This window comes from Pseudomonas silensiensis, assembly GCF_050434865.1.
GTDB classification, from domain to species: Bacteria; Pseudomonadota; Gammaproteobacteria; order Pseudomonadales; family Pseudomonadaceae; genus Aquipseudomonas; species Aquipseudomonas fluorescens_W.
Window position 1 is genome coordinate 163,048 of record NZ_JBNDJH010000011.1, and the last position, 23,945, is coordinate 186,992.

Sequence of the window (23,945 nt, forward strand, 5' to 3'; positions counted from 1 at the left end):
GGGCTCTCCTTTGAACAGTGTGAGCGGCGCACTCCGGCAGCCGCTCAAGACTACCTGTGTAGCTTAGTCGATGACTTTGGCCGACTTGATGAACACAGGGTCGGCCGGCACATCTTTCATGCCACCACGGGTGGTGGTTTGCGAGTTGACGATGACGTCTACCACGTCCATGCCTTTCACGACTTTACCGAAGACCGCATAGCCGTCACCGCTGTCGAGGAAGTCGTTGTCCTTGACGTTAACGAAGAACTGGCTAGTGGCCGAATCAGGATTGGAGGTGCGGGCCATCGACAGCGTGCCACGGACGTTATGCAGACCGTTTTTGGATTCGTTCTTGATTGGTGCCTTGGTTTCTTTCTGCTGCATTTGTTGAGTGAAACCGCCGCCCTGGATCATGAATCCTGGAATGACACGGTGAAAAATCGTGTTGTTGTAGAAGCCGCTGTTGACGTAATCAAGGAAGTTCTTGGTACTGATCGGCGCTTTGACCGGGTCCAGTTCGATCTCGATCTGGCCGTTAGTGGTTTCCAGCAGTACGTGCGGCGCCTTGGCGGGCGTTGCGGCCATCAGGTTGGCGGCAAACAGAACGGAGCCAGCGACGAGGGCGATTTTTTTCAGCATGGGTCAGTGATCCTGAGTGAGGTGGTGTCGACTGCGGTGAGAAACTCGAGCAGCGTTTGGTTGAATATTTCGGGTTGATCCAACGGGGTGGCGTGGCGCGAATCGGCGATCACCACCAGCCGCGCATCGGGTAGCAGTTTTACATAGGTTTCTTTCAGCGAGACCGGTGTGTAGTCACGGTCGGCGCTGACGATGAGGGTTGGACAGGAGACCCTCGAAAGTCGTTCCTGAACCCCCCAGCCAACGATTGCGTCGAAGCTGGCGAGATAAGCATGTTTGTCGTTTTTTGCCCAGCGCTCGGCCATTTTTTGTCGCAGGTCACCCTGTTCGGGTTTGGGGAACAGCTTGCCGCCCAGGGCCGTGCCGATGGCGCCCAGACTGAGGACGCGCATCAGGCTCCAGCGCTTGAACCACTGCCAGTAATCGTCGCGGCTGCGCAGTTTGACCTCGGGCGCGCTGTTGACGATGCACAGGCTTTTGAGCAATTGCGGCTGGTCCACGGCCAGCTGAAAACCGATCATGCCGCCCATGGACAGGCCCACGTAATGAGTGGGGCCGAGGTTCAGGTGTTCAATGAGGGCGATCAGGTCGGCGCTGAACCCGGCGATGCTGTAGCGCTCGCGGGGTTTGTCGGAGCGACCGTGGCCACGCACGTCCGGGACGATCACCCGGTAGCGGGCCGACAGCGCCGGGATCTGCTTTTCCCAATCCAGGGTGCTGGAACCCAGCCCGTGGACCAGCAGCAACGGCGTGCCGTGGCCATATTCCTCGTAGTGCAGGTTGCAACCTTCGTGTTCGAAATAGGCCATGCGTACACTCCGTGTCAGGCTTGTTCAGGGGCGGCGAAAGGTGCATCCAGCGGCGCAGTGTCAAAAGTGCGCAGCAGTTCGATGAGAATCTGCGTGGCCGGACCCAAGGGTTTGTCCTTGTTCGAGTACAGGTAGAAGCTCGGGTTGCGGCTGCCGCCCTGGTCCAACGGTAGCAGCTTGAGCAGACCTTCCTTGAGTTCTCGTTCGATCATGTGCCGAGGCAACCAGGCGAAACCCAGGCCGCTGCTGACAAAAGTTGCCGCGGTGGCCAGGCTGCCGACGGTCCAGCGCTGTTCCGCGCCGAGCCAGCCGACGTCCCGTGGTTGCTGGCGACCGGAGTCGCGGATGACCACTTGCAGCTGGCTTTCCAGGTCCTGGAAATTCAGTTCGCGATTGAAGCGATGCAAAGGATGCTCGGGGTGGGCGACCGCGACGAACTCGACGTCGCTCAATTCCGCGCCCAGGTAACCCGGGATGCTGAAACCGCTGATGGCCAGATCGGCCACGCCTTCGAGCAGTACTTCTTCAACGCCCGACAGCACCTCCTCACGCAGACGCACCCGGCAGCCACGGCTTTGCGGCATGAACGCGGTCAAGGCGCGGACGAGGCGGGCGCTCGGGTAGGCGGCGTCGACCACCAGCCGCACTTCCGCTTCCCAGCCTTGCTCCATGTGATGGGCCAAGTCTTCCAGCTGACTGGCCTGTTTGACCAGTTGCCGCGAGCGGCGCAGCAGCACGCCGCCGGCTTCGGTCAGCACCGCTTTGCGACCGTCGATGCGCAACAGCGGCACGCCGAGCTGGTCCTGCATGCGCGCCACGGTGTAGCTCACCGATGATTGCGAGCGGTGCAGCGCTTCGGCGGCCTGGGCGAAACCGCCGTGGTCGACCACGGCCTGTAACGTTCGCCATTGATCAAGGGTCACGCGGGGCGCTTTCATGAATAGCTCCTCTTGTCCTAAGCTGGCAGTCCCTATTGGAGACTGCTGAATGAAAAAGCTTTGTTGTGTGGTGTTGGCGATGCTGCCGCTGACTGCGTTTGCTTATCCGATCGACGTTGAAAAACAGCTGAATGGCTTGAGCATCGACTACAACACGTATGACACGGATAGCGACATTGCCACCATTCAGGTGAACAACTACGGCACCACCGATGCGGCCTGTAAGGTAGTTTTCAACAATGGCCCGGAAGCGCCACGCACCCGCAATATCGAAGTGGCCGCTGGTAAACACAAAAATGCCACCGCCAAGTTCAACCGGAGCATCATCAAGATGCGTATCAAACTGACCTGCACCCCCAAATGACCTCAAGCGGAGCACGCCCGCCAGGCATGCTCCGCTTATAAACGAATTTATTGATGGGTTATAGCAGATTTTTGCGCTTTTTCATCGATTTAACTCCGTTTAACCTTCGCTCCATCGACCTACAGCATTCTCAGATGGAGGCTACATCCCATGTCCCGCGTTCTGATCATCGAAAGCAGCGCCCGTCAGCAAGACTCGGTTTCGCGTCAACTGACCCAGACCTTCATCAGCCAGTGGCAAACCGCGCACCCGAACGACCAGATCACCGTTCGTGACCTGGCCGTCAACCCGGTGCCGCATCTGGACATCAACCTGCTGGGCGGCTGGATGAAACCTGCCGAACAGCGCAACGACATCGAACAGGCTTCCCTGGAACGCTCCAACCAGTTGACCGACGAATTGCTGGCCGCTGATGTACTGGTCATGGCCGCGCCGATGTACAACTTCGCCATCCCGAGCACCCTCAAAGCCTGGCTCGACCATGTGCTGCGTGCCGGCGTGACCTTCAAGTACACCGACACTGGCCCGCAAGGCTTGCTCAGCGGCAAGCGTGCCTACGTGCTGACTGCGCGCGGCGGGATCTACGCCGGCAGCACCGCGGATCACCAGGAACCGTACCTGCGTCAGGTCATGGGCTTCATCGGGATTCACGACGTGACGTTCATTCACGCCGAAGGCATGAACCTGGGCGGTGACTTCCAGGAGAAAGGCCTGAGCCAGGCCAACGCCAAGCTTGCCCTCGTCGCCTGAGGCTTTAATCGCCAGATAATCCCTTGATGTTCAAGTGACCTGGCGCAACCCCTTCATGGCTTTACGCGCATCGAACCTCCCTTTGCACTTGTTGCTCCTGAGTGCTGTAGCCCGATTGAACGCTTTAGCGAGATCGGGCTTTTTTTTGCCCGGGATTTAGCGATGGTCGGCAAAAACCGCTATCGTCGCCGCCATTCGAAACGAGGCGAGCATGGGCTATCTACTTTTTGTCACGCTGATTCAGGCGTTTTCCTTCAGCTTGATCGGCGAATACCTGGCCGGTCATGTCGACAGTTACTTTGCGGTGCTGGTGCGAGTGGTGCTGGCGGGGCTGGTGTTCATTCCGTTGACCCGCTGGCGTTCGGTTGAACCGACGTTCATGCGCGGCATGCTGCTGATCGGCGCGTTGCAGTTCGGTGTGACCTACGTCTGCCTGTACCTGAGCTTTCGGGTGCTGACCGTGCCGGAGGTGTTGCTGTTCACCATCCTCACGCCGCTGCACGTGACCTTGATCGAAGACGCGCTGAACCGGCGTTTCAATCCGTGGGCATTGGTCGCGGCACTGGTGGCGGTGATGGGCGCAGCGGTGATTCGCTACGACCGGATCAACCCCGATTTCTTCATGGGCTTCCTGCTTCTGCAACTGGCCAACTTCACCTACGCCGCCGGGCAAGTGCTCTATAAGCATCTGGTGGCGCGCCATCCGAGCGATTTGCCGCATTACCGGCGCTTTGGTTACTTCTATTTGGGCGCATTGGCGGTGGCGTTGCCGGCGTTTCTGTTGTTTGGCAAACAGAACTTCCTGCCCGAAGCACCGCTGCAATGGGGCGTGCTGGTGTTCCTCGGCCTGGTCTCGACTGCGCTCGGGTTGTACTGCTGGAACAAGGGCGCGTGCCTGGTGAATGGCGGGACGCTCGCGGTGATGAACAACCTGCATGTGCCGGTGGGGTTGCTGATCAATCTGCTGATCTGGAATCAGCATGAAGCGCTGGGGCGGTTGTTCCTGGGTGGGTCGGTCATTCTGGCGGCAGTCTGGATTAGCCGGTTGGGTATACGTAAACCTCTGGCCGTTCACTAAACCTTGTGGGAGCGGGCTTGCTCGCGAATGCGGTGTGTCATTCAACATTAATCTCGACTGACACTCCCTCTTCGCGAGCAAGCCCGCTCCCACAAGGGGAAAGTGGCGTTACATAACGTGTTTTTCGGGTTCGGGGATATGGCTCGCGCCTAACATGGCCGGAAGCAACCCGGCCCTTAGATCTCCGCCGCTGGGCTGCTGATAAAGGCTCAAGCCAAACTCCGGCAATACCGCCAGCAGGTAATCGAAAATATCCCCCTGAATCCGCTCGTAATCCGCCCACACGGTGGTGCGGGTGAAACAGTAGATTTCCAGCGGAATCCCCTGCGCGGTGGTCTGCATCTGCCGAACCATGCAGGTCATGTTCGGCTGGATTTCCGGGTGACTCTTCAAATACGCCAATGCATACGCGCGGAAGGTCCCGATATTAGTCATCCGCCGCCGGTTGGCCGACATCGCTGCAACGTTGCCCTGGGCTTCGTTCCAGGCCTTGAGTTCAGCCTGCTTGCGGCTGATGTAGTCGGTCAGCAGATGCACCTGGGACAGCTTCTGCTCTTCGTCATCGCGGATGAACCGCACACCACTGGCGTCGATGAACAGGCTGCGCTTGATCCGTCGTCCGCCGGATTGCTGCATGCCGCGCCAGTTCTTGAACGACTCGGACATCAGGCGCCAGGTTGGAATCGAAACAATCGTTTTATCGAAATTCTGCACCTTGACCGTATGCAGCGTGATGTCGACCACGTCACCGTCGGCGCCGACTTGCGGCATCTCGATCCAGTCGCCGACCCGCAGCATGTCATTGCTGGTCAGCTGCACGCTGGCGACGAACGACAGCAGGGTGTCCTTGTAGACCAACAGAATCACCGCCGACATGGCGCCCAGACCCGACAGCAGCAATAGCGGCGAACGGTCGATGAGGGTGGCAACGATGATGATCGCGCCAAACACGTACAAGACCATTTTCGTCAGTTGTACGTAGCCTTTGATCGAGCGGGTACGGGCATGTTCGGTGCGCGCGTAGATGTCGAGCAGGGCGCTGAGCAGGGCACTGACCGCCAACAGCAAAAACAGAATGGTAAATGCCAGCGCGACGTTACCCAGGAAGATCAGGCTGGTCTTGCCTAACTCCGGCACCAGGTGCAAGCCGAACTGGATCACCAGCGAGGGGGTGATCTGCGCCAGGCGATGAAAGACCTTGTTATGCCGAAAGTCATTGATCCAGTGCAATGCCGGCTGGCGACCGAGCATTCTGGTTGCATGCAGAATGAGGTAGCGCGCCACTCGTCCGAGGACCAGCGCAACCACCAGCAATACCACCAAAGCCAGGCTGGAATGCAGGAGCGGGTGCTGATCAAGGGCACCCCAAAGGTCTTGGACGTTGAGCCAGAGCTGTTTGATATCCATGGGCGAAAACGGTTCTTCTGTAGGACGCGACGGGGCGATTAGAGCATTTAAGACGCTTTGGATGACGTTTGAGGACAAAAGACGCAACAAAAAAACCACTGTTTAGCGCCGTTTGTATAAAGAAACTCGGCCTCAGCGCTCGAAACCGTTACCCTATGCAGCTGTTTTTTTGTATTTCTTCGAGGTAGCACCCGTGTTTTCCCAATTCGCCCTGCACGAACGCCTGCTCAAAGCCGTGGCCGAGCTTAAATTTGTAGAGCCAACGCCTGTGCAAGCAGCGGCTATTCCGCTGGCGCTCCAAGGGCGTGACCTGCGGGTGACAGCGCAAACCGGTAGCGGCAAAACCGCTGCTTTCGTTTTGCCGATCCTCAACCGTCTGATCGGCCCGGCTAAAGTCCGCGTCAGCATCAAGACCCTGATCCTGCTGCCGACCCGCGAGCTGGCCCAGCAGACCATCAAGGAAGTTGAGCGTTTCGCTCAGTTCACTTTCATCAAGTCCGGCCTGATCACCGGCGGTGAAGACTTCAAGGTCCAGGCTGCAATGCTGCGCAAGGTGCCGGACATCCTGATCGGTACGCCGGGCCGGATGATCGAGCAACTGAACGCCGGCAACCTCGACCTGAAAGAAGTCGAAGTACTGGTCCTCGACGAAGCCGACCGCATGCTCGACATGGGCTTTGCCGAAGACGTCCAGCGGCTGGTGGAAGAGTGCACCAACCGCCAGCAGACCATGCTGTTCTCCGCCACCACCGGTGGTTCGGGCCTGCGCGAGATGGTCGCCAAGGTACTGAACAATCCTGAGCACTTGCAGCTGAACAACGTCAGCGACCTGAATGCGACCACCCGTCAGCAGATCATCACCGCTGACCACAACCAGCACAAAGAACAGATCGTGAACTGGTTGCTGGCCAACGAGACCTACCAGAAGGCCATCGTGTTCACTAACACCCGGGCCATGGCCGACCGTATCTACGGCCGCCTGGTGGCGCAGGAATACAAAGCGTTCGTCCTGCACGGTGACAAAGACCAGAAGGATCGCAAGCTGGCCATCGACCGTCTGAAGCAGGGCGGTGTGAAAATCCTCGTCGCCACCGACGTCGCCGCTCGCGGCCTCGACGTGGAAGGCCTGGACCTGGTGATCAACTTCGATATGCCGCGCAGCGGCGACGAATACGTTCACCGCATCGGTCGCACCGGCCGTGCCGGCAACGATGGCCTGGCCATCTCGCTGATCTGCCACGGCGACTGGAACCTGATGTCGAGCGTCGAGCGCTACCTCAAGCAGAGCTTTGAGCGCCGCACCATCAAGGAAGTCAAAGGCACCTACGGCGGACCGAAAAAGGTCAAGGCCTCGGGCAAAGCCGTTGGCGTGAAGAAGAAAAAAGTCGACGCCAAGGGCGACAAGAAGAAAACCGGCGCCAAGGCACCGACCAAACGCAAAATCGCCAACCGCCCGAAGACCGACGCTCTGTCGCTGGTCAGCAAGGACGGCATGGCGCCGCTCAAGCGCCGCAAGCCGGAAGCGCCGGCTGCTGAGTAAGCAGTTTTAGCGACCCACAAAAAACCGGACTGATGTCCGGTTTTTTTATGCCTGGGATTCCTTGGATGGATCATCCCTCGGCTTTCTTCTCCGCTGATCCCAGCTCCTTCAATCGCTGATCGATCAACTGGCACTTGTCCGGCAGATCGGCGCTTGCTGTCCCCAGATCCATCTTCTGCAGCTCATCGTTGATCTCCTTGGCTTTGGCCGGATTCTGCTGGGTGAGCTTGGTGACTTCCTTGGCCAGTTGTTCGCGTTTGGCCGTAGCTTCCTCGGGCGTGCAGGCCCAGGCGGGGAGGGCGCAGGCGAGGGTGGCGGCGAGGGTGAGTTTCAGCAGGGCTTTCATAGGCTGGGCCTCATTTCCGGTTAAGGCGGGTTATCCGGTTGAGGGGCGAAGGGTGTAAAAAGTTCAGAAACGCCAAACACGGTCGCCTTTTGGGCGACGGTTTGACTATAAGGATCAGCCGCCCAGCGGTACAGATCCCCGGTTCTGAAGTTGATGTAGGGGAAATGTCCTGGTGCGGTCGGACAGAGCTGATGACTGTGGGAGCGGCTCCGGGCAGCGATCCGACGATAGCGGTGTATCAGTCGATATCAGTGTTGAATGTTTGTCAGTCATCGTCGGATCGCAGCCCGGAACAAGCTCGCTCCCACAGTGGATTTGCGGTGTTTGGGGATAGGTGTTCTGCACAAGTGGTCTATCCCCCATGGCAGCAACTGGCCGCTGCCTTGTCCTCATACCGGTCGTGATACCTCACCCACTCCATGATTTCCTCTTCATTACGCCCCTTGGGCGTCAGGTCGAGGTAGTTGTAAGCCCCGACCAACAAGTCCAAACCTCGGGCATAAGTGGAATAGGTGTGGAAAATCTCTCCAACTTCATTGCGATAAAACACGCTGAGGCCAGGCAATTCTTCTTCGGCACCGTCAGATTTTTCGTAGTTATAGGTGGCTTTGCCCGCGGTGACGTCTTCTGCTCGGGCCGAGACGCCGAAGTCGTAGTTGAAGTCGCAGCCTTCTGACGACACCCAATCGAATTTCCAGCCCATGCGCCGTTTGAAGGCCTGGAATTCGGCGAACGGTGCGTGGGAAACCGCCACCACGGCGACGTCATGATGGGCCAGGTGTTGGTTGGCGCCATCGATGTGGTCGGACAGGAACGAGCAGCCGGAGCAGCCTTCGTCCCAACCTTTGCCAAACATGAAGTGGTAGATGACCAATTGGCTACGGCCGCCGAACAGGTCAGCCAGTTTCAGTTCGCCGTTCGGGCCCTGAAAGCGGTAGTCCTTGTCGATTTTCACCCAAGGCAGGGCGCGGCGTTCGGCGCTGAGTTTGTCTCGTTCTTTGGTGAAGGCTTTTTCGTGGGCCAGGTGTTGCTTGCGGGCGGCGAGCCATACTTCTCGGGAGACGACGGGATGATTCTGAATGTCCATTGGGATTCTCCTGCAGGAGGCTGGGAGGTGACTTACACAAGCTAGTCGTTTGACCTACGCCCAATTCGACATACCGCCGGTCGGTGCTGTTCAAAACCTCAGCTGAACGGCTACGAGCCGCGCCGGTCACAACCTATAAGGCCATCTCACTCTCTGGCTTTGGAGGTTGAATCAGGATGACGACTTATAACTGGGATTTGATTGAACGCTTGTTGCACGAGGCGCAGAACAGCGCTGGCCACAGCTTTACGCCACGGCCCTACGCCGAGCAGTACGCGGCGGAAAAAGCGGCGAAGGGCGAGGAGATTGAGAACCTGGATCATCTGAAAGCAGTGGCTGGTGAGTATGAAAAGTTACTGTTATTGCGCGGCTACATTGAGCCTCGGCCTGAGGATCAAGGTGGCAACGGGTCGAACTACATTTTGACGCCACGGGGCTCGAGTTTATTGAGCCTGATCGACAGCAGTATTCCGGGCAATGACCACCCGCGGCAGGTGCTTGATGAGCAGGAAGATGCACTGGACGAGGTGACGTTTGATGGGGTGGCGTCGAAGGCGCAGATTGCCTGACGATCACCCCCTAACCCATTGTGGGAGCGAGCAGGCTCGCTCCCACAGGGATTTGCGTAGTGCTTAGCTCTGTTTTGCAGCCTTCAGACACGTCAAATCACTGAAGTCCTTGCGTACCCCTTCGATCTTCTTCAACAACCGCTGGCGCTGTTCTGGCGTGCTTTCGGCCATCAAATCCACAAATAGTGCCCGTGCCTGGGCTTCGGTGCTGGCGTAGGCCTGGCGATAAGCGGGCGTCCACAAGCTCTCGCGATTCACCAGAAGCGTCTCGATTCGCTGTGGGAATTCTGGACTGTGGCGCTGCGCAACCGCTGCACTGAACTGCTTCTGCCAATGGACGCGGTTGGCGATCCATTGCGTATTCTGGTCACCCAAGGCGTTTGACCACGCGGCAACCCGCAGCTGCTGGGTTGCACTGAGCGGGCCGAGCCAATCATTCAGGCGTTTTTCCATACGCTGGCTGCGTGCCTTGATCTGTTGATCGAGAGACGGTTTGAGGTACTGCGCCTGGCGTTTATGTTGGTCCTTGGCGAAGGCCTCGTTCATTTCCGCTACTTGCTGGTCATTCAGCCCTTGCAACAGCTCAATGGCCGACGGGGTGATTTCCCGGGCGGTCTGGGCGATGGCCTGTTTGGCTTCCTGGACGCGGGATTGCAGTGCAGCGTCGGTGACCTGGTTGGTCTCGACCATGACCTGCAAGCGATCCAGCCAGTCGAGGTAGCCCGGCAGTTGCGTGGTGCAGTGCCAGCTCAGGTGTTCCTTGAGGCGCTCGTTGAACCAGCCTTTCTGCTCGCCGTTCATGTCCAGGTAGTCGCTGAGCGTCCACGGAATGATCACGTCGAGGTTGCGATAGGCCAGGCCCACGCGGCTGCACGCACCGAGGGCGAGACAGAGGGTGATAACGACGGCGAGACACTTCAACCAGCGCGACATGGGCGAATCCTTTGCGAAGGCCTGGCTTTTTTAATGGGCTTTTCTATGTGAACGCAGGATGAGCCTCGCAGTTCAGCTGATCAGTAAAAGGCGCGTTCGGCCTTTAGGGTGACCAGCCCATCGCATTGACTGTTGTGCCCGGAATAGGCGGAGCAGCTGCTGCCACTCAAGTTAGAGTCACTGTAGATCAGGTCCAGATCGACGCCCATGAACGGGCGGGAAAGTTGCACTGACCAGTCGGTGAAACTGCCTACATACCCACCGTCGACGGACACCGGTGTGTTGAGCTGGTGGGTGGTGTATTTCATGCTGATCCCGATGCCAAACGGCTGATTGCCGCCCAGGTCGGCGAACACGGTGCTGTTCTGTTTGTCCGGGTCATTGCTGAACGCTGCGCCGAAACGGCTACCGAGAAAGGTCAGGCCACCGAAAAGCTCCTGGCTGTCGAGGGTGTCCACTTTCGGATAGCTGTAACGGATCATTCCCACTTCGTACCCGAGGGTGCTATCGAAAGGCTGTTTAAAGCCCATGTAGGAGTCGACTTCAAGTTTGGCCCCAGGCGTTAAACCCATGCTTGGCGCCCATTGGCCCACGTAAAAGCCGCTGTCGTGGCTCAGGTCGAGACCACCGTGGAACGAGCCGGTGCTGGAAGGTTTGACCAGCCCCTGGGCCATGCTGCGGCTGGCGGTGGTGCCGAGTTTGAGATTGAAGTCGCCCAGTTCACGCTGAAAGATTTGCGCATTGGCGACCGAACACGACAGCAGGGTGCCGAGCAATAAATAGGAGGGTTTGAGCATGCGTCACTCCATGACAGCGAGGAGCAGGAACTAAAACCTACTGAAACGCTTGATTTAGACGTGTGCAAGCATACCGGCGAATGCTCGGCATCGAGGGCCGTTCGTCGATTTTTGAAATATTGATGTGTTTGGCGGGGTGTTGCGAGGAGGGTTCCAGTCCAAGCGCTTCGAAGCTCAAAGCGCTTAGGGACCAGGTGACGCGGCGGATCTTGGGGAAGTTACTTCTTGCCCAGGGTGATCTGCTTGGACGGGCCGAACGTCTGGCCGCTGACGCCTTTGGCAATTTGCTGGATCTCTCCGCCGGACTTGAGGAACGCAGCAATCTGGTTGTTGATCGATTCGCTGGTTTCAACGGCTGGAGCTGGCTTTGCTTTGCTGTTGGATGCTTTTACACGCATGGCGGCCATTAACCTATAGAAAATTAACTTGGCCAGGCATCGTACAGGAAATACTTGACAATTGCTTGGTAAATATCCCCCCGAAATACACAGGGCAAATGAAGAATTAATCACAAGTTATTATTCTGAATAGGCCTCTAAGCTGCTGTTTTAACTAAGAACGAGCGTGAAAAAATACAGTTTTCAGCCTGGCGGACAGGTGCGAAAATCACCAGAACGGCCTGACGAGCGGCCAGGCGCGTGCGGCAAAACCCAGGAAAATTAAGCCCTTCAGAGGATTTTCTTGCGCCACCGGGCTGGCCAGCGAACGCGACCCGCAAAACCGGGTAGAATGCCGCCCACGCAATGAGGGTATTGGAAATGGCTTTAGTCGGGCGCTACAACAGTTTGCAAGTGGTTAAACACACTAACTTCGGTTTATATCTGGACGGTGGCGCGGATGGCGAAATCCTCCTGCCTAATCGTTATATTCCCAAAGATATTCCCAGCGAAGATGAAGACTGGCTCAACGTTTTTATTTATCTGGACAGCGATGACAAACTCATCGCAACTACCGAAAAGCCGAAAGTTCAAGTCGGTGAATTCGCCAGTTTAAAAGTCGTTGAAGTCAACAGCATCGGTGTTTTCCTGGATTGGGGCTTGCCGAAGGATCTGTTGCTGCCGTACTCCGAAGAAAAGCGCCAGATGACCGCCGGCGAATATGTCGTGGTGCACGTCTACCTCGACAAGCACACCCGCCGCATCACCGCGACGGCGCGTCTGGACCGCTACCTCGACAAGACCCCGGCCAACTACACCCCTGGCCAGGAAGTTGATTTGCTGGTTGCCGAAGCCACCGATATGGGCTTCAAGGCGATCATCAACAACAAGCACTGGGGGCTGATCCACAAGAACGAAATCTTCAAGTTCATGCGCGCCGGTAAAGAAGAGAAGGGCTTTATCAAAGAAGTCCGTGCCGACGGCAAGATCAGCCTGAGCCTGCAACCGGTTGGCGAAGAAGCCGCCACCAGCCTGAACTCGAAGATTCTCGCCAAGTTGCGCGACAACAATGGCAGCCTGCCGGTCAGCGACAAGAGCGACCCGACGGTGATCAGCAGTATGTTTGGCGTCAGCAAGGGCAACTTCAAAAAGGCCATTGGTGCGTTGTACAAGAACGGCCAGATCGTCATTCACGCTGATCGCATTGAACTAAGCTGACCTCGCGCCCGCCCTCATGTAACGCGATTGCATAGGGTTGAACTGTGATGAAAAAGTCCCGGCTCTGTGTCGGGGCTTTGCTTTTTACTGCCGAGTGACTGCCATGTTTTGTGTTTTCGAGGTGTTCCGGTGAGCGCCACCCGGCGCAGCGCCGATGGGTTTGCCCTGCAAGTGATGATTGGGTTGTGCCTGATCTGGGGTGTTCAGCAGGTGATGATCAAGTGGGCGGCGCCAGACATCGCGCCGGTCATGCAGGCCGCCGGGCGCTCGGGTATTTCCGCGTTGCTCGTAGGACTGTTGATCTGCTGGAAGGGCGGTTGGGATCAAGTGGGCAACACCTGGCGCGGTGGACTACTGGCTGGCGCGCTGTTTGGCCTGGAGTTCTTCTTCATTTCCGAAGGCCTGCAACTCACCACTGCCGCGCACATGTCGGTGTTCCTTTACACCGCGCCGATCTTCACCGCATTGGGCGTTCATTGGCTGTTGCCGAGTGAGCGTTTAAGACCGCTCCAGTGGCTGGGGATTTTTCTCGCCTTCGTCGGGATCGCCATCGCCTTTGCCGGTGGGGTGTCCTGGGACAACCTCGATCACCGCATGTTGATGGGCGATGCGCTGGGCGTGCTGGCTGGCGCGTCATGGGGTGCAACCACGGTGGTGGTGCGCGCTTCGCGCCTGTCGGAAGCGCCGGTGACGCTGACGCTGTTCTATCAACTGATTGTCGGTTTTGTTGGCCTGTTGCTGATCGCGATCCTCAGCGGCCAGGTCACCCACGTCAGCCTGACCACCGTCGCGGTGGCCAGTGTGTTGTTTCAGGGATTGGTGGTGTCGTTCTTCAGTTACCTGACCTGGTTCTGGCTGTTGCGCCGTTATCTGGCGGCGAACCTGGCGGTGTTTTCGTTCATGACGCCGCTGTTCGGCGTCACGTTCGGCGTGGTGCTGCTGGGCGAAGAGCTGAGCTTCAATTTCGTTGTCGGCGCGGTGCTGGTATTGCTGGGCATCACGTTTGTCAGCGCTGAGCAGTGGGTGCGCCGTCGCTTGCGCAAAGCCCTTGGGCAGAGCTGACCGGACGCAGTAACAGACCGCCGGCGACAATCAAACCGCTGCCGGCGAACACCAGCGCGGGATGCAAACCTCCGCTGAAGTGGCTGCTCAATGCGGCCAGCAACGGCCCGCTGAGCTGGCCCACGGCGAAGCATGCCGTCAGCAGCCCGGCGTTGCGCTGGGCGGTGTGGGGCGCCAGTTCCCGGGAGCGTTGCATCACCAATTGCATGCAGGCCAGGAACGGCGTGCCACAGAGGATCACGCCCAAGGCCAGGCCCGGGCCGCTGCCCAACAAGCAGGCGAAGACCCCGGCGGCTTGCAGCCACAACGTAGCCATCAGCCAGTAACGAGTGCCCTGCGGGTGTTGTCGACGCAGACTTACCAGCACCACCCCGATGGCCGAAGCAAGACCGAAGCAAGGCCAGAACAGATCGGCCTGCCATTGGCCATGGAACTGCGCGTTGGCCATTTGCGAGAGGAAAGTGGCCGGAATGATGTAGCCCAAACCGTACAACCCATAGACCACGCCTAAACGGCCGATGCCATGATTTCCCGAGCCAGCGACGCTGGGGGCGGTGGCCACGGTCGTGGCCGGTTGCGGCAGGAACGGCAGAATCCCCAGCAGCATCGCCAGCCCGACGCCGGCATATACCAGCCACAAGGCTGCAGAAGTCTGCCCCAGCAGGTTCGATCCCAAGGCCAACAAGCCCGTCAGAAAAATCCCCAAACCCGGTCCGGCAAATACCAGGGCGCCAAGCCGTGGGCGACCGGCCGCCGCGGCCAGCGGCTGGCTCAACGCGGTGATCATCACCAGCACCCAGGCGCTGGCCACGCCGGTGCCGAACCGCAGCACCAGATGGGACCAAAACCCGTTGGCCCAGAACGAGGCTAACGTCAGCAATACACAGAGCCATAAACCGCCCAGCAAACGCCGGCGGACTTGCTCGGGGCGGCGAGAGAACATCGCGTCCACTGCGCCAACGAAGTAGCCAAGGTAGTTGGCTGCGGCAATCAGACCGGCGGCGGTCAGGTCGATCTGACCTTCGCTGAGCAGGTGCGGCAACTGAGGCGTGAGGGCGAAACGCCCGATGCCCATGGCCATCATCAGGGCGATGAAACTGGCGAGTAAGCGAATCAGAGGGGACATGGTCTGAATTCCGGCAGAGGATCAATGACCGTCAGGCTAGGACTGATTGACTTTCTTTTAAAATGAATAATAGTGAGTAACTTGTTCTGATTTGGAGAAAGGTGTGGAATTCAGCCAATTGCGGATTTTCCAGGCAGTAGCGCAGGAGGGTTCCATCACCCGCGCTGCCGAACGTCTGCACCGGGTGCCATCGAACCTGTCGACCCGGCTTAAACAGCTGGAAGAGCAACTCGGCGTAGAACTGTTCGTGCGTGAACGTCAGCGTTTGCAGTTGTCACCTGCAGGAAAAGTCCTGCTGGACTACACCGCCAAGTTGTTCAATCTGCGCGACGAAGCTCAAGCGGCGGTGCAGGGCGGGCAACCGGCCGGGGACTTCGTACTCGGCACGATGTACAGCACGGCGGCGATTCATCTGCCGGGGTTGTTGGCGCGTTATCACCGCACTTATCCGGCGGTGAACCTGCAAGTGCAGGCCGGGCCAAGCGGCGAATTGCTTGAAGGTTTGCTCACCGGTCGTCTCGATGCGGCGCTGGTGGACGGTCCGCTGGAACTGGCCGGGCTCGACGGCGTGCCGTTGTGCGACGAACGGCTGGTGCTGATCAGCGAGGCCGATCACCCGCCGATCCTCAGCGCGCTGGATGTGCAAGGGCGCTCGGTGTTCACGTTTCGCCAGGGTTGTTCCTACCGGATGCGCCTGGAAGCCTGGTTCTCCCATTACCACGCGGCCATGGGCCGGGCGATTGAAATCGAGTCTTATCCGGGGATGCTGGCCTGCGTGATCGCCGGCTCAGGCGTGGCGCTGATGTCGGCGTCGATGCTCGCCAGCCTGCCGGGCCGCGAAAGCGTGGCGGTGCATCCGTTGGCCGAGCCATTTGCCAGTGCCACCACGTGGCTGATGTGGCGCAAAGGCATGGTTGGGGCGAACTTGAACGCCTGGCTTGAGCAGCAACAATTGGTCTATCCGTCGACGCCGAGTCAGGCTCGGGAGATAGCTTGAACTATCGGTCAGGTATTTTGATCAATTCAGTAACAGATCATTGCGACTTTGGGCGAGCATTGCGTAGGACTTCGGACTATTATCAGTGCGAAGTGGCTACAGAATTTTGGCCACTCGGCACTACCCTGAAGGGGGCACCATGAAAGAGAAAATCCAAAACTGGCTGCACGACCTGGGTGTTGCACTCGGTTTGATTGAACCGCCTCTGCAACCTGTGCCTATTCGCACTGACGACGAACAACGCCGACGCCAGCAGCGCCGCCGGTAAGCGTAGCGCAGCCGTTGTTGTAGCAGTTGCCGAGCCCAACGCAGCCTCGCGGTGCTCGGCAGCTGCTACAGGACCCCAGTCGAACTCAAGAGAGCGGGCGGGGCTTAGTGCCTTCCGATCTCCATTAAAAACCGGCTCAAGTCATTCGCCGTCCTGGCGGTCTTGAGCATCTGATCTTCCTCTGCCGTAAACGCCGTCAAACCCAGCTCATCTTCCAGATGGAAGATCAGCTCTTCGATATCTTCTTTATCCAATCCCAATTGCGTCAGGCTGGCGTTGTCGTCGAAGTCATCCTGACCCTCCAGCAGGCGGCGGATGAAACGATGCACGACAGCACGAACGGCAGCTCTTTTCATGGCGGTTATTCGAGGGCGTTATTGTTGTTGTCCCTGGGGCTGAGTACAGCAGGCTTCAGGCGTGCGAGCGCTGCCACTCGTCAATCATCGTGCGCAAATGCTCCCCGGAAAAACTCCCGAAATGCCCGCCATGCACCGTACGGATCGGCAACTCGCGCAAACGCTGCAGGCTGCGGGCGTAGTCCTCGAGGTTGGAGTGGTAGGCGTCTTCGATCAGTGGCCCGTCGTAGATGATGTCGCCGCTGAACAGCGTCTCGGTCGCCGCTTCGTACAGGCTGATACCGCCCGGTGAATGCCCCGGTGTGTGCAGCACTTGCAGCGTGCGATTGCCCAGATCCAGCACGTCACCTTCTTCGATCAAACCGGTGGCTGGTGCGGCTTTGACCCGATACTCGGCGTAGCACAACGGGCAATCCGGGTGCGCCTCGAACATCTCGTCGCCGACAAAAGCTTTACTCAAATCGTTGTCGCCGTCTGGTGCGGCGAGGATGTCCGCCTCAGCCGGATGCACCAGCCGTTCGGGGAATTCGTGATGACCGGCGATGTGGTCGAAATGGCAATGACTGGCCACGGCGACCAGCGGCCGTTCGGTAATCCACGGCAGTTGCTCGCGCAGGCTGACGAGCCCGGAACCGCTGTCGAGCAGCAAGTCTTTGTCGCGGCCCTGGATGTGCCAGAGGTTGCAGCGATAGAAGGGGCGGATGTAAGGCTCGTGAATCAGGCGGATGCCGTCGCTGAGTTGTTTGACTTCAAACCACTGATCGCGAGAAACAATCTTCATCAAGGTTTTCTCCAGACGAAAAAAAACGGGTGTGGCAACCGACGCCACACCCGTCGAAGAAAGCATCAAGTCGTTATGTTCAGCTTAGGCGGCGCTGGGCACCGCTGCAGGGCGAGGGGACAGCAAGCTGACCACCACGAAACTCACCAGACCTACGCCGAGGCTGTAGTAGATCGGGGTGTTGGCATCCAGACCGTCTTTGAACATGAACAGCAACGCTGTGGCGAAGCCCATGCCCATGCTGGCGATAGCGCCGGCGGTGTTGGCGCGTTTCCAGAAAATCGCACCGATCAGCGGGATCAGCATGCCGCCCACCAGCAGGTTGTACGCCAGGGTCAGGGCGCTGATCACGTCATTCACGACCAGAGCGATGCCGAGTACCACGATGCCGGTCAGCAGGGTGAACAGGCGGTTGATGCCCAGAGTCGACTGTTTACCGCCACGCAGTTTCGGCAGCAGGTCTTCGGTCAGGGTGGTGGCAGCGGCGAGCAGGCCGGCGCTGGCGGTGGACATCATGGCGGCCAGGGCTGCGGCGATCACCAGGCCACGGATACCGTCCGGCAGGGACAGTTTGACGATGGCGGCGAAGGCGTTGTTGACGTTGTCCAGGTCCGGGATCAGCACATGAGCGGCCATGCCGATCAGGGCGCAGGCCAGTCCGTAAAGGATGCAGTAGAAGCCTGCGAATGTGCCGGCGACCTGGGCCACTTTGGCGCTCTTGACGGTGAACACACGCTGCCAGATGTCCTGGCCGATCAGGATCCCGAAGAAGTAGATCATGAAGTAGGTGATGATGGTGTCCCAGCCAATCGTGGTGAAGCTGAAGGCGGTGGCCGGCAGTTTCAACACCAATTCATCCCAGCCACCGACGCGGTACATGCAGATTGGCAACAGGATGAACATCAGGCCCACGGTCTTGATCACGAACTGGACGATGTCGGTCAGGGTCAGGGACCACATGCCGCCGATCGCCGAATAAATCACCACCACGCCACCGCCGACCAATACCGACAGCCAGAACGGCAGGTCGAACAGCACTTGCAGCACGGTGCCGATAGCCAGGATCGAGACCACACCGATCATCAGTGCATACGCCAGCATGATCACTGCGCTCGCGGAGCGGGCCATCGGGTTGTAGCGTTTTTCCAATACCTGGGTAACGGTGTAGATCTTCAGTTTCAGCAGCGGTTTGGCGAGGAACAGGTTCAGCGCGACGATCCCGCAACCGAGGGCCGCACAGAGCCAGAAACCGGAAATGCCATGGACGTACCCCAGGCGCACGGTGCCGACGGTGGACGCGCCGCCCAGAACGGTGGCGGCCATGGTACCCATGTACAGGCTCGGGCCGAGGTTACGACCGGCGACCAAAAAGTCTTCGTTGGTCTTGGCCTTGCGCATGCCGTAGTAGCCGAGTAGCAGCATCGCGGCGGCGTAGATGAGTACGACGATTAAATCCAAAGCCATTATGGCGTGTCTCCGATTGTCTTTTTTATGGTGAGGCTGAAATCAAACTTTTGTGTAGGAGCGATGCTTGCTCGCGAAGGGGGCGCCGCGGCCAGTCAGGCCGACCGCGTTATCGTTCTTCGCGGGCAAGCCACGCTCCTACACCATCGCTGGTTTAGCGAGCGAATCGGTGCCCTTGCTGCGTGGATCGTTTGGACCGAATACCGCGGCCGATTCCGGGAACAGGCTCAACAGTGCCAGGTACACCAACGACGCCAGGCCAAGGGTGACCGGCAGGCTGATGTCGATGCCGCCGGCCAGTTCGCCGAGCGGACCGACGAACTGCCCAGGCAGGTTCACAAAGCACAAGCCCACTGCAGCGCTCGGGATCCAGGCACCCAGCCCACGCCAGTTCCAGCCATGGGTGAACCAGTAGCGGCCACCTTTCTCGCCGCGGGTGAACACTTGCAGGTCATCCGGGCAGTAGAAGCCGCGGCGCACCAGCAGGCCGATGATCATGATCACCATCCACGGAGTGGTGCAGGTGATGATCAGCACGGCGAAGGTCGACACGCTCTGCACCAGGTTCGCTGCAAAGCGGCCGATGAAGATGAAAGCAATCGACATCACACCGATCAGCAGCGTGGCCTTGACCCGCGACAGTACCCGTGGAAACACGCTGGACATGTCCAGCCCGGTGCCATAGAGCGAGGTGGTGCCGGTGGACATGCCGCCGATCACCGCAATCAGGCACACCGGCAGGAAGAACCAGCTCGGCGAAACGGCCAACAGACCACCGACGTAGTTGTTGGCGGCGATGTAGTCCGGTGCCTTGATCGCTACGATGGTGGCGGTGGCGAGGCCGAACAGGAACGGGATGAAGGTCGCGATCTGCGAGATCACCACGGCGGCCATGATGCGGCGCTTGGAGGTGTCACGCGGGATGTAACGCGACCAGTCACCGAGGAACGCGCCGAAGGAAATCGGGTTGCTCATCGCCACCAGCGCCGCGCCGATGAAGGCCGCCCAGAAACCGGGTTGGCCCATGCTGACGGTGCCAGCGTAGTTCACATCGAACGGACCGATGAAGGCGAAGATGCCCAGCAGGAACAGCAGGCTGGCACTCCACACTGCGATCTTGTTGACCCACAGCAGGAAGCGGAAGCCGTAGATGCAGACTGTCAGTACCAGGATCGCGAACAGACCGTAGGCCAGGCCCAGGGTCAGGTCGGTTTCCGGCAGGCCGATCAGGCGTTTGGCGCCACCGATCAGCGCATCACCCGAACTCCACACCGAGAGCGAGAAGAAGGCGATGGCGGTCAACAACGACAGAAACGAACCCACGATCCGCCCGTGCACGCCGAAGTGCGCACCGGAAGACACGGCGTTGTTGGTGCCATTGATCGGGCCGAACAGGCCCATGGGCGCAAGGATCAGCGAGCCCAGCAACACACCCAGCACAATCGCCCAGACGCCCGCCTGAAAAGACAGGCCGAACAGGACCGGGAAACTGCCGAGCACGGCGGTGGCAAACGTGTTGGAACCCCCAAAGATCATCCGGAACAAATCCGTCGGACCTGCGGTGCGTTCGCTGTCCGGGATCTGTTCGACCCCGTAGGTTTCAATGTGCGTAAGGCTTTGGTCTTTGTTGTTGTTATTCATGATCAGCTCCGATCATAAAGGCGCGGTCATCGTGTGTGAGCGTCACCTGTTTGGCTAAGGGGTTGGCAGCCCTTCCGGCATCGCGGACAAATGTTCGTGGCAGGCCAGCCATAGGCCTTGTTGTTGTCGGCGAAACACAATCGTCTCGCGCTCCTGGCTGAAGTGTTGCTCCCCTTGCATGCGCAACTCGGTGGCCACGTCATGGATGAAAATCGCCACGTCACCCTGCAGGCTGACGAAGGCGTTGCTCGAGGTGCACGAAAGCACCTCGAAGCCATCCTCCGAGCGCCAGGTGTCCCACAACGCCTGATAGGCATCGCGCGACAGCAGGGGTTGTTCGAGGGTGTAGAACACGAAGCTGGCATCGGTGCTGAACGCACCGAAGTAGGCTTCGCGATCGTTACGGGCGAAGGCGGTTACCAGATCGGCAGCGGCCTTGAGTACCTGATCACGTTCGTTCACGAGCAATCCTCAGCGGTGGACCACGCCAGGCAGTACGCAGAGCATTTCGTACAGCAGGTTGGCGGCCAACAGCGAGGTATTGCCGGTGGTGTCGTAAGCGGGCGAGACTTCTACCAGATCGCAACCGACCAGGTCGAGGCCTTGGCAGCCGCGAACGATTTCAATCGCCTGAATGGTTGTCAGACCACCGATTTCCGGGGTGCCGGTACCTGGCGCCCAGGCAGGATCGATGCCGTCGATGTCGAAACTCAGGTACACCGGACCGCCGCCGACTTTCTCGCGAACTTCGGCCATCAGCGGTGCCAGGGATTTGTGCCAGCACTCTTCGGCCTGAACCACACGGAAGCCCTGGTTGCGGCTCCAGTTGAAGTCGTCAGCGGTGTAGCCCTGAGCGCGCAGACCGATTTGCACTACGCGGTCCGGATCCAGAAGGCCTTCTTCGACAGCGCGACGGAAGGTGGTGCCGTGGGCGATTTTCTCGCCGAACATGTGGTCGTTCACATCAGCGTGAGCGTCGATGTGCACCAGGCCGACCTTGCCGTGCTTCTTATGAATCGCACGCAGGATTGGCAGGGTGATGGTGTGGTCGCCGCCGAGGGTCAGGGGGATCACATTGTGTTCGAGGATTTTGTGGTAGGACTCTTCGATGATCCGTACCGCGTCCAGCAGATTGAACGTGTTGATCGCCACGTCACCGATGTCGGCAACCGACAGCGAGTCGAACGGTGCAGCGCCGGTGGCCATGTTGTATGGGCGGATCATCACCGATTCAGCGCGGATTTCGCGTGGTCCGAAACGGGTGCCGGGGCGCAGGGACGTGCCGATGTCCAGCGGGACGCCAACGAAGGCAGCATCCAGACCGGCAGCGGTTGGCACATGGGGGAGTCGCATCATGGTGGCGATGCCGCCGAAGCGCGGCATTTCATTGCCGCCCAGTGGTTGGTGAAGAATCTTGTCCACGGGTAGGGCCTCATCGTCGTTGTTTTATTTATGTCGGTTGCACTGGTCGGGGAGACGCAGGAACCGCTGTGGGGCGATTCTGCGAAATGTAGTGGCCGGGAAGAATCGCTACGGGCAAATACTTAGTTCAGATTTTTCTAAACTAATGGCTGGAGGGGGATTAGACTTTGCGGCATTGAGATTTGTGATCGGCTCAAGAACGGCCCCTCACCCTAACCCTCTCCCAGGGGGAGAGGGGACTGACCGAGGTGTTCTCGGGAAATACATCGACCTGAAATATCGAGTCAAACTCAGGCTTTGAAAGCCATGGAGATCGGCTCCCTTTCCCCCTCTACCCCGTGGGGAGAGGGTTGGGGTGAGGGGTGGATTTAACAGACAACACATTTCTAAAGCCCGGAGCCCCCATGGCCAACGCATTACCCGACCTGAAACTCTTGCGCATCTTCGTCAGCGTGGTTCGCCATCAGGGGTTTGCCAACGCGCAGCAAGAGCTCAACCTCTCGACGTCGGCCATCAGCACTTACATGAGCCAGCTCGAAGCTGCCCTCGGCCTGGTCCTCTGCCATCGCGGCCGAGGTGGTTTCAGCCTGACCAGCAAAGGCGAGCTGTTCCATCAGGAAACCCTGCGCCTGCTCGGCGAACTCGAAGGCTTCGAACAATACGCCGCGGCGCTCAAGGGCGAATTGCGCGGCACCTTGAACCTCGGCGTCATCGACTCCACCGTCAGCGACAAGGCCTTGCCCTTCGCCGAAGCCATTGGCGCTTACAGCCAGGAACACCCGGCCGTGCATTTGCACCTCTCGGTGATGAGCCCTTACGAGCTGCAACTCGGCGTGCAGGATAACCGTCTCGACCTGGCCATCGGCGCGTTCTCCACGCGCATGAGCGGTCTGGTCTACATGCCGCTGTACCGCGAACAACACTGGTTGTATTGCAGCAGTCGTCATCCGCTGTTCACCGAGCGGCGCATTCCCGAGCAAGTCATCACTCAGCAACGCATGGTTGGCCGCGGCTACTGGAGCCAGGCGGAACTGGCACGCCACGGTTTCAAACACAGCGCGGCGACGGTAGAGAGTATGGAGGCGCAGCTGATTCTGGTGCTGTCCGGCGCCTACATCGGTTACCTGCCGGAGCACTATGCTCAGGCCTGGGCCGACAAGGGCGATTTGCGGGTGCTGCTGCCGGCGACCTTTGGTTATCAAGCGCCGTTCTCGATGATCGTGCGTCGTGGCCGCAGCCGCGAGCCGCTGATCCAGACCTTCCGCGATTTGCTCAAAGCGCAACTGAATCAGGCTTGAAAAAATGTCCAGAATTCAATGCCCGCGCTGCCTGCGCCCGCAAACTCACTGTTTGTGCCCACTGATTCCGAGCCTGGACAGCCGCACCCGAGTGCTGTTGTTGCAGCATCCCAGCGAAGTGAACCATGCGCTGAACACCGCACGGTTGGCGGCGTTGGGGTTGAAGAATGCCGAGTTGATAGTGGGCGAGGTGTTCGAGGATTTGCCGGCGCTGTTGTATCAACCGGGCTATCAGGCGCGGCTGCTGTTTCCTGCCGATGATGCGCAGCCGTTGCAGGCTTACACGGCAACTGATCAACCACTCTTGCTGGTCGTCCCGGACGGCACCTGGCGCAAGGCGCGCAAGATGCTGCACCTCAACCCGCTGCTGGCGGCGCTGCCGAGGGTGACGTTGGCGCAGGGCGGGGTGTCGAGGTATCGATTGCGCAAGGCACCGGGGCCGGGCGCGTTGTCGACGGTGGAGGCGATTGTTCAGGCGTTGCAGACGCTGGAAGCGCCGAGCACGTTTGAGCCGTTGTTGAAACCGTTCGAGGCGTTGATCGAGGGGCAGATTGCGGCGATGGGGGAGGAGACTTTCCAGCGTAATCATGGACCGAAATGATCGCTGAATATAAGGCCCTCATCGCGAGCAGGCTCACTCCTACAGTGGACCGAGTTTCTCCAGAGGAAATGCGGTCCACTGTAGGAGTGAGCCTG

Annotated in this window: 26 protein-coding genes and 1 pseudogene; 11 read left to right on the forward strand and 16 right to left on the reverse strand. The window is 59.0% G+C overall.

The genetic code is table 11. From position 1 onward, the window contains the following. Positions 1 to 63 precede the first annotated feature (63 nt). The 3 genes and pseudogenes from QF010_RS17645 to QF010_RS17655 form a co-directional block, all read right to left on the reverse strand. Positions 64 to 621, reverse strand: coding sequence for a peptidylprolyl isomerase A (locus QF010_RS17645; protein ID WP_008153188.1), 558 nt, complete (start codon positions 619 to 621; stop codon positions 64 to 66). Between the two features lie 3 nt (positions 622 to 624). After that, a pseudogene (locus tag QF010_RS17650) lies at positions 625 to 1,430 on the reverse strand (alpha/beta fold hydrolase). A 14-nt stretch (positions 1,431 to 1,444) separates the two neighbouring features. Continuing rightward, on the reverse strand, positions 1,445 to 2,368 hold the full coding sequence (locus tag QF010_RS17655) for a PA3225 family LysR-type transcriptional regulator (RefSeq protein ID WP_429533619.1): 924 nt from the start codon (positions 2,366 to 2,368) through the stop codon (positions 1,445 to 1,447). 49 nt (positions 2,369 to 2,417) lie between these two features. On the opposite strand from QF010_RS17655, the gene QF010_RS17660 reads away from it, so the two are divergent. The 3 genes from QF010_RS17660 (at position 2,418) to QF010_RS17670 (ending at position 4,560) form a co-directional block, all read left to right on the forward strand. Continuing rightward, positions 2,418 to 2,732 (forward strand): hypothetical protein, encoded by a 315-nt coding sequence (locus tag QF010_RS17660; protein ID WP_033056126.1) that lies wholly within the window; start codon positions 2,418 to 2,420, stop codon positions 2,730 to 2,732. 150 nt (positions 2,733 to 2,882) lie between these two features. Continuing rightward, positions 2,883 to 3,482: an FMN-dependent NADH-azoreductase gene (locus QF010_RS17665; protein ID WP_033056125.1), complete on the forward strand. Its 600-nt coding sequence runs from the start codon at positions 2,883 to 2,885 to the stop codon at positions 3,480 to 3,482. Between the two features lie 211 nt (positions 3,483 to 3,693). After that, entirely contained in the window at positions 3,694 to 4,560 is an 867-nt protein-coding gene (locus QF010_RS17670) for a carboxylate/amino acid/amine transporter (RefSeq protein WP_429533620.1), read from the forward strand. A 108-nt stretch (positions 4,561 to 4,668) separates the two neighbouring features. Here the strand turns inward: QF010_RS17670 and QF010_RS17675 are convergent, their stop codons facing one another. Beyond that, the gene (locus tag QF010_RS17675; protein WP_033056123.1) at positions 4,669 to 5,967 is read right to left on the reverse strand and encodes a mechanosensitive ion channel family protein; all 1,299 of its coding nucleotides are present in this window, start codon (positions 5,965 to 5,967) and stop codon (positions 4,669 to 4,671) included. Positions 5,968 to 6,160: 193 nt separating this feature from the next. On the opposite strand from QF010_RS17675, the gene QF010_RS17680 reads away from it, so the two are divergent. Then, positions 6,161 to 7,507 carry a DEAD/DEAH box helicase gene (locus QF010_RS17680; RefSeq protein ID WP_008153197.1) on the forward strand — a complete coding sequence of 449 codons (1,347 nt, stop codon included), beginning with the start codon at positions 6,161 to 6,163 and terminating at the stop codon, positions 7,505 to 7,507. 70 nt (positions 7,508 to 7,577) lie between these two features. On the opposite strand, the gene QF010_RS17685 is transcribed toward QF010_RS17680, so the two are convergent. Beyond that, complete coding sequence (locus QF010_RS17685) at positions 7,578 to 7,853, reverse strand: hypothetical protein (protein WP_033056121.1); 276 nt, start codon at positions 7,851 to 7,853, stop codon at positions 7,578 to 7,580. A 352-nt stretch (positions 7,854 to 8,205) separates the two neighbouring features. Next, on the reverse strand, positions 8,206 to 8,940 hold the full coding sequence (locus tag QF010_RS17690) for a DUF899 domain-containing protein (protein WP_429533621.1): 735 nt from the start codon (positions 8,938 to 8,940) through the stop codon (positions 8,206 to 8,208). Between the two features lie 176 nt (positions 8,941 to 9,116). On the opposite strand from QF010_RS17690, the gene QF010_RS17695 reads away from it, so the two are divergent. Continuing rightward, positions 9,117 to 9,509 (forward strand): hypothetical protein, encoded by a 393-nt coding sequence (locus tag QF010_RS17695; RefSeq protein WP_033056119.1) that lies wholly within the window; start codon positions 9,117 to 9,119, stop codon positions 9,507 to 9,509. A gap of 63 nt (positions 9,510 to 9,572) precedes the next feature. On the opposite strand, the gene QF010_RS17700 is transcribed toward QF010_RS17695, so the two are convergent. The 3 genes from QF010_RS17700 to QF010_RS17710 all read right to left on the reverse strand — a co-directional run bounded on the left by QF010_RS17700 (position 9,573) and on the right by QF010_RS17710 (position 11,646). After that, positions 9,573 to 10,442: a DUF6279 family lipoprotein gene (locus QF010_RS17700; protein WP_429512270.1), complete on the reverse strand. Its 870-nt coding sequence runs from the start codon at positions 10,440 to 10,442 to the stop codon at positions 9,573 to 9,575. An 80-nt stretch (positions 10,443 to 10,522) separates the two neighbouring features. Further along, positions 10,523 to 11,239, reverse strand: a complete 717-nt coding sequence (locus QF010_RS17705) for a TorF family putative porin (protein WP_429533622.1) — start codon at positions 11,237 to 11,239, stop codon at positions 10,523 to 10,525. A gap of 218 nt (positions 11,240 to 11,457) precedes the next feature. Next, positions 11,458 to 11,646, reverse strand: coding sequence for a hypothetical protein (locus QF010_RS17710; protein ID WP_017337097.1), 189 nt, complete (start codon positions 11,644 to 11,646; stop codon positions 11,458 to 11,460). A 351-nt stretch (positions 11,647 to 11,997) separates the two neighbouring features. Between QF010_RS17710 and QF010_RS17715 the strand changes: the two genes are divergently transcribed. Further along, a complete protein-coding gene (locus QF010_RS17715; RefSeq protein WP_033056115.1) occupies positions 11,998 to 12,834 on the forward strand; it encodes a CvfB family protein in 837 nt (278 codons plus the stop codon). Positions 12,835 to 12,963: 129 nt separating this feature from the next. Next, positions 12,964 to 13,896 (forward strand): DMT family transporter, encoded by a 933-nt coding sequence (locus QF010_RS17720; protein WP_033056114.1) that lies wholly within the window; start codon positions 12,964 to 12,966, stop codon positions 13,894 to 13,896. Here the strand turns inward: QF010_RS17720 and QF010_RS17725 are convergent. Beyond that, positions 13,841 to 15,022, reverse strand: coding sequence for an MFS transporter (locus tag QF010_RS17725; RefSeq protein ID WP_429512274.1), 1,182 nt, complete (start codon positions 15,020 to 15,022; stop codon positions 13,841 to 13,843). The genes QF010_RS17720 and QF010_RS17725 overlap by 56 nt on opposite strands. A gap of 103 nt (positions 15,023 to 15,125) precedes the next feature. Here QF010_RS17725 and ptrR point away from each other — a divergent pair, with 103 nt between their 5' ends. Together ptrR and QF010_RS17735 are read left to right on the forward strand one after the other, a co-directional pair. After that, positions 15,126 to 16,019 carry a putrescine utilization regulator PtrR gene (ptrR, locus tag QF010_RS17730; protein WP_429533623.1) on the forward strand — a complete coding sequence of 298 codons (894 nt, stop codon included), beginning with the start codon at positions 15,126 to 15,128 and terminating at the stop codon, positions 16,017 to 16,019. Between the two features lie 139 nt (positions 16,020 to 16,158). Next, positions 16,159 to 16,287, forward strand: a complete 129-nt coding sequence (locus QF010_RS17735; protein ID WP_007914492.1) for a PA1414 family protein — start codon at positions 16,159 to 16,161, stop codon at positions 16,285 to 16,287. Positions 16,288 to 16,391: 104 nt separating this feature from the next. Here the strand turns inward: QF010_RS17735 and QF010_RS17740 are convergent, their stop codons facing one another. From QF010_RS17740 to speB, 6 genes are all read right to left on the reverse strand, one after another. After that, positions 16,392 to 16,643 (reverse strand): acyl carrier protein, encoded by a 252-nt coding sequence (locus tag QF010_RS17740; protein WP_429533624.1) that lies wholly within the window; start codon positions 16,641 to 16,643, stop codon positions 16,392 to 16,394. Between the two features lie 55 nt (positions 16,644 to 16,698). Then, positions 16,699 to 17,424: an MBL fold metallo-hydrolase gene (locus QF010_RS17745; protein ID WP_429533625.1), complete on the reverse strand. Its 726-nt coding sequence runs from the start codon at positions 17,422 to 17,424 to the stop codon at positions 16,699 to 16,701. An 84-nt stretch (positions 17,425 to 17,508) separates the two neighbouring features. Next, a complete protein-coding gene (locus QF010_RS17750) occupies positions 17,509 to 18,888 on the reverse strand; it encodes a sodium:solute symporter family protein (protein ID WP_429512279.1) in 1,380 nt (459 codons plus the stop codon). A gap of 138 nt (positions 18,889 to 19,026) precedes the next feature. After that, the gene (locus QF010_RS17755; RefSeq protein ID WP_429512280.1) at positions 19,027 to 20,529 is read right to left on the reverse strand and encodes a purine-cytosine permease family protein; all 1,503 of its coding nucleotides are present in this window, start codon (positions 20,527 to 20,529) and stop codon (positions 19,027 to 19,029) included. A 54-nt stretch (positions 20,530 to 20,583) separates the two neighbouring features. Next, positions 20,584 to 20,991, reverse strand: a complete 408-nt coding sequence (locus tag QF010_RS17760; protein WP_150655039.1) for a YybH family protein — start codon at positions 20,989 to 20,991, stop codon at positions 20,584 to 20,586. Between the two features lie 9 nt (positions 20,992 to 21,000). After that, complete coding sequence (gene speB, locus QF010_RS17765) at positions 21,001 to 21,951, reverse strand: agmatinase (RefSeq protein WP_008153224.1); 951 nt, start codon at positions 21,949 to 21,951, stop codon at positions 21,001 to 21,003. Positions 21,952 to 22,355: 404 nt separating this feature from the next. Between speB and QF010_RS17770 the strand changes: the two genes are divergently transcribed. Together QF010_RS17770 and QF010_RS17775 are read left to right on the forward strand one after the other, a co-directional pair. Then, a complete protein-coding gene (locus QF010_RS17770; RefSeq protein ID WP_007945995.1) occupies positions 22,356 to 23,249 on the forward strand; it encodes a LysR family transcriptional regulator in 894 nt (297 codons plus the stop codon). Between the two features lie 4 nt (positions 23,250 to 23,253). After that, positions 23,254 to 23,850 (forward strand): tRNA-uridine aminocarboxypropyltransferase, encoded by a 597-nt coding sequence (locus QF010_RS17775; RefSeq protein WP_429512283.1) that lies wholly within the window; start codon positions 23,254 to 23,256, stop codon positions 23,848 to 23,850. Positions 23,851 to 23,945: the final 95 nt, after the last annotated feature.

Excerpts from the sequence above, each read along its gene's own strand:
- QF010_RS17645 (WP_008153188.1), bottom strand. The coding sequence starts at position 621 with ATGCTGAAAAAAATCGCCCTCGTCGCTGGCTCCGTTCTGTTTGCCGCC.
- QF010_RS17655 (WP_429533619.1), bottom strand. The coding sequence starts at position 2,368 with ATGAAAGCGCCCCGCGTGACCCTTGATCAATGGCGAACGTTACAGGCC.
- QF010_RS17660 (WP_033056126.1), top strand. The coding sequence starts at position 2,418 with ATGAAAAAGCTTTGTTGTGTGGTGTTGGCGATGCTGCCGCTGACTGCG.
- QF010_RS17665 (WP_033056125.1), top strand. The coding sequence starts at position 2,883 with ATGTCCCGCGTTCTGATCATCGAAAGCAGCGCCCGTCAGCAAGACTCG.
- QF010_RS17670 (WP_429533620.1), top strand. The coding sequence starts at position 3,694 with ATGGGCTATCTACTTTTTGTCACGCTGATTCAGGCGTTTTCCTTCAGC.
- QF010_RS17675 (WP_033056123.1), bottom strand. The coding sequence starts at position 5,967 with ATGGATATCAAACAGCTCTGGCTCAACGTCCAAGACCTTTGGGGTGCC.
- QF010_RS17685 (WP_033056121.1), bottom strand. The coding sequence starts at position 7,853 with ATGAAAGCCCTGCTGAAACTCACCCTCGCCGCCACCCTCGCCTGCGCC.
- QF010_RS17690 (WP_429533621.1), bottom strand. The coding sequence starts at position 8,940 with ATGGACATTCAGAATCATCCCGTCGTCTCCCGAGAAGTATGGCTCGCC.
- QF010_RS17695 (WP_033056119.1), top strand. The coding sequence starts at position 9,117 with ATGACGACTTATAACTGGGATTTGATTGAACGCTTGTTGCACGAGGCG.
- QF010_RS17700 (WP_429512270.1), bottom strand. The coding sequence starts at position 10,442 with ATGTCGCGCTGGTTGAAGTGTCTCGCCGTCGTTATCACCCTCTGTCTC.
- QF010_RS17705 (WP_429533622.1), bottom strand. The coding sequence starts at position 11,239 with ATGCTCAAACCCTCCTATTTATTGCTCGGCACCCTGCTGTCGTGTTCG.
- QF010_RS17710 (WP_017337097.1), bottom strand. The coding sequence starts at position 11,646 with ATGGCCGCCATGCGTGTAAAAGCATCCAACAGCAAAGCAAAGCCAGCT.
- QF010_RS17715 (WP_033056115.1), top strand. The coding sequence starts at position 11,998 with ATGGCTTTAGTCGGGCGCTACAACAGTTTGCAAGTGGTTAAACACACT.
- QF010_RS17725 (WP_429512274.1), bottom strand. The coding sequence starts at position 15,022 with ATGTCCCCTCTGATTCGCTTACTCGCCAGTTTCATCGCCCTGATGATG.
- QF010_RS17735 (WP_007914492.1), top strand. The coding sequence starts at position 16,159 with ATGAAAGAGAAAATCCAAAACTGGCTGCACGACCTGGGTGTTGCACTC.
- QF010_RS17740 (WP_429533624.1), bottom strand. The coding sequence starts at position 16,643 with ATGAAAAGAGCTGCCGTTCGTGCTGTCGTGCATCGTTTCATCCGCCGC.
- QF010_RS17745 (WP_429533625.1), bottom strand. The coding sequence starts at position 17,424 with ATGAAGATTGTTTCTCGCGATCAGTGGTTTGAAGTCAAACAACTCAGC.
- QF010_RS17750 (WP_429512279.1), bottom strand. The coding sequence starts at position 18,888 with ATGGCTTTGGATTTAATCGTCGTACTCATCTACGCCGCCGCGATGCTG.
- QF010_RS17755 (WP_429512280.1), bottom strand. The coding sequence starts at position 20,529 with ATGAATAACAACAACAAAGACCAAAGCCTTACGCACATTGAAACCTAC.
- QF010_RS17770 (WP_007945995.1), top strand. The coding sequence starts at position 22,356 with ATGGCCAACGCATTACCCGACCTGAAACTCTTGCGCATCTTCGTCAGC.
- QF010_RS17775 (WP_429512283.1), top strand. The coding sequence starts at position 23,254 with ATGTCCAGAATTCAATGCCCGCGCTGCCTGCGCCCGCAAACTCACTGT.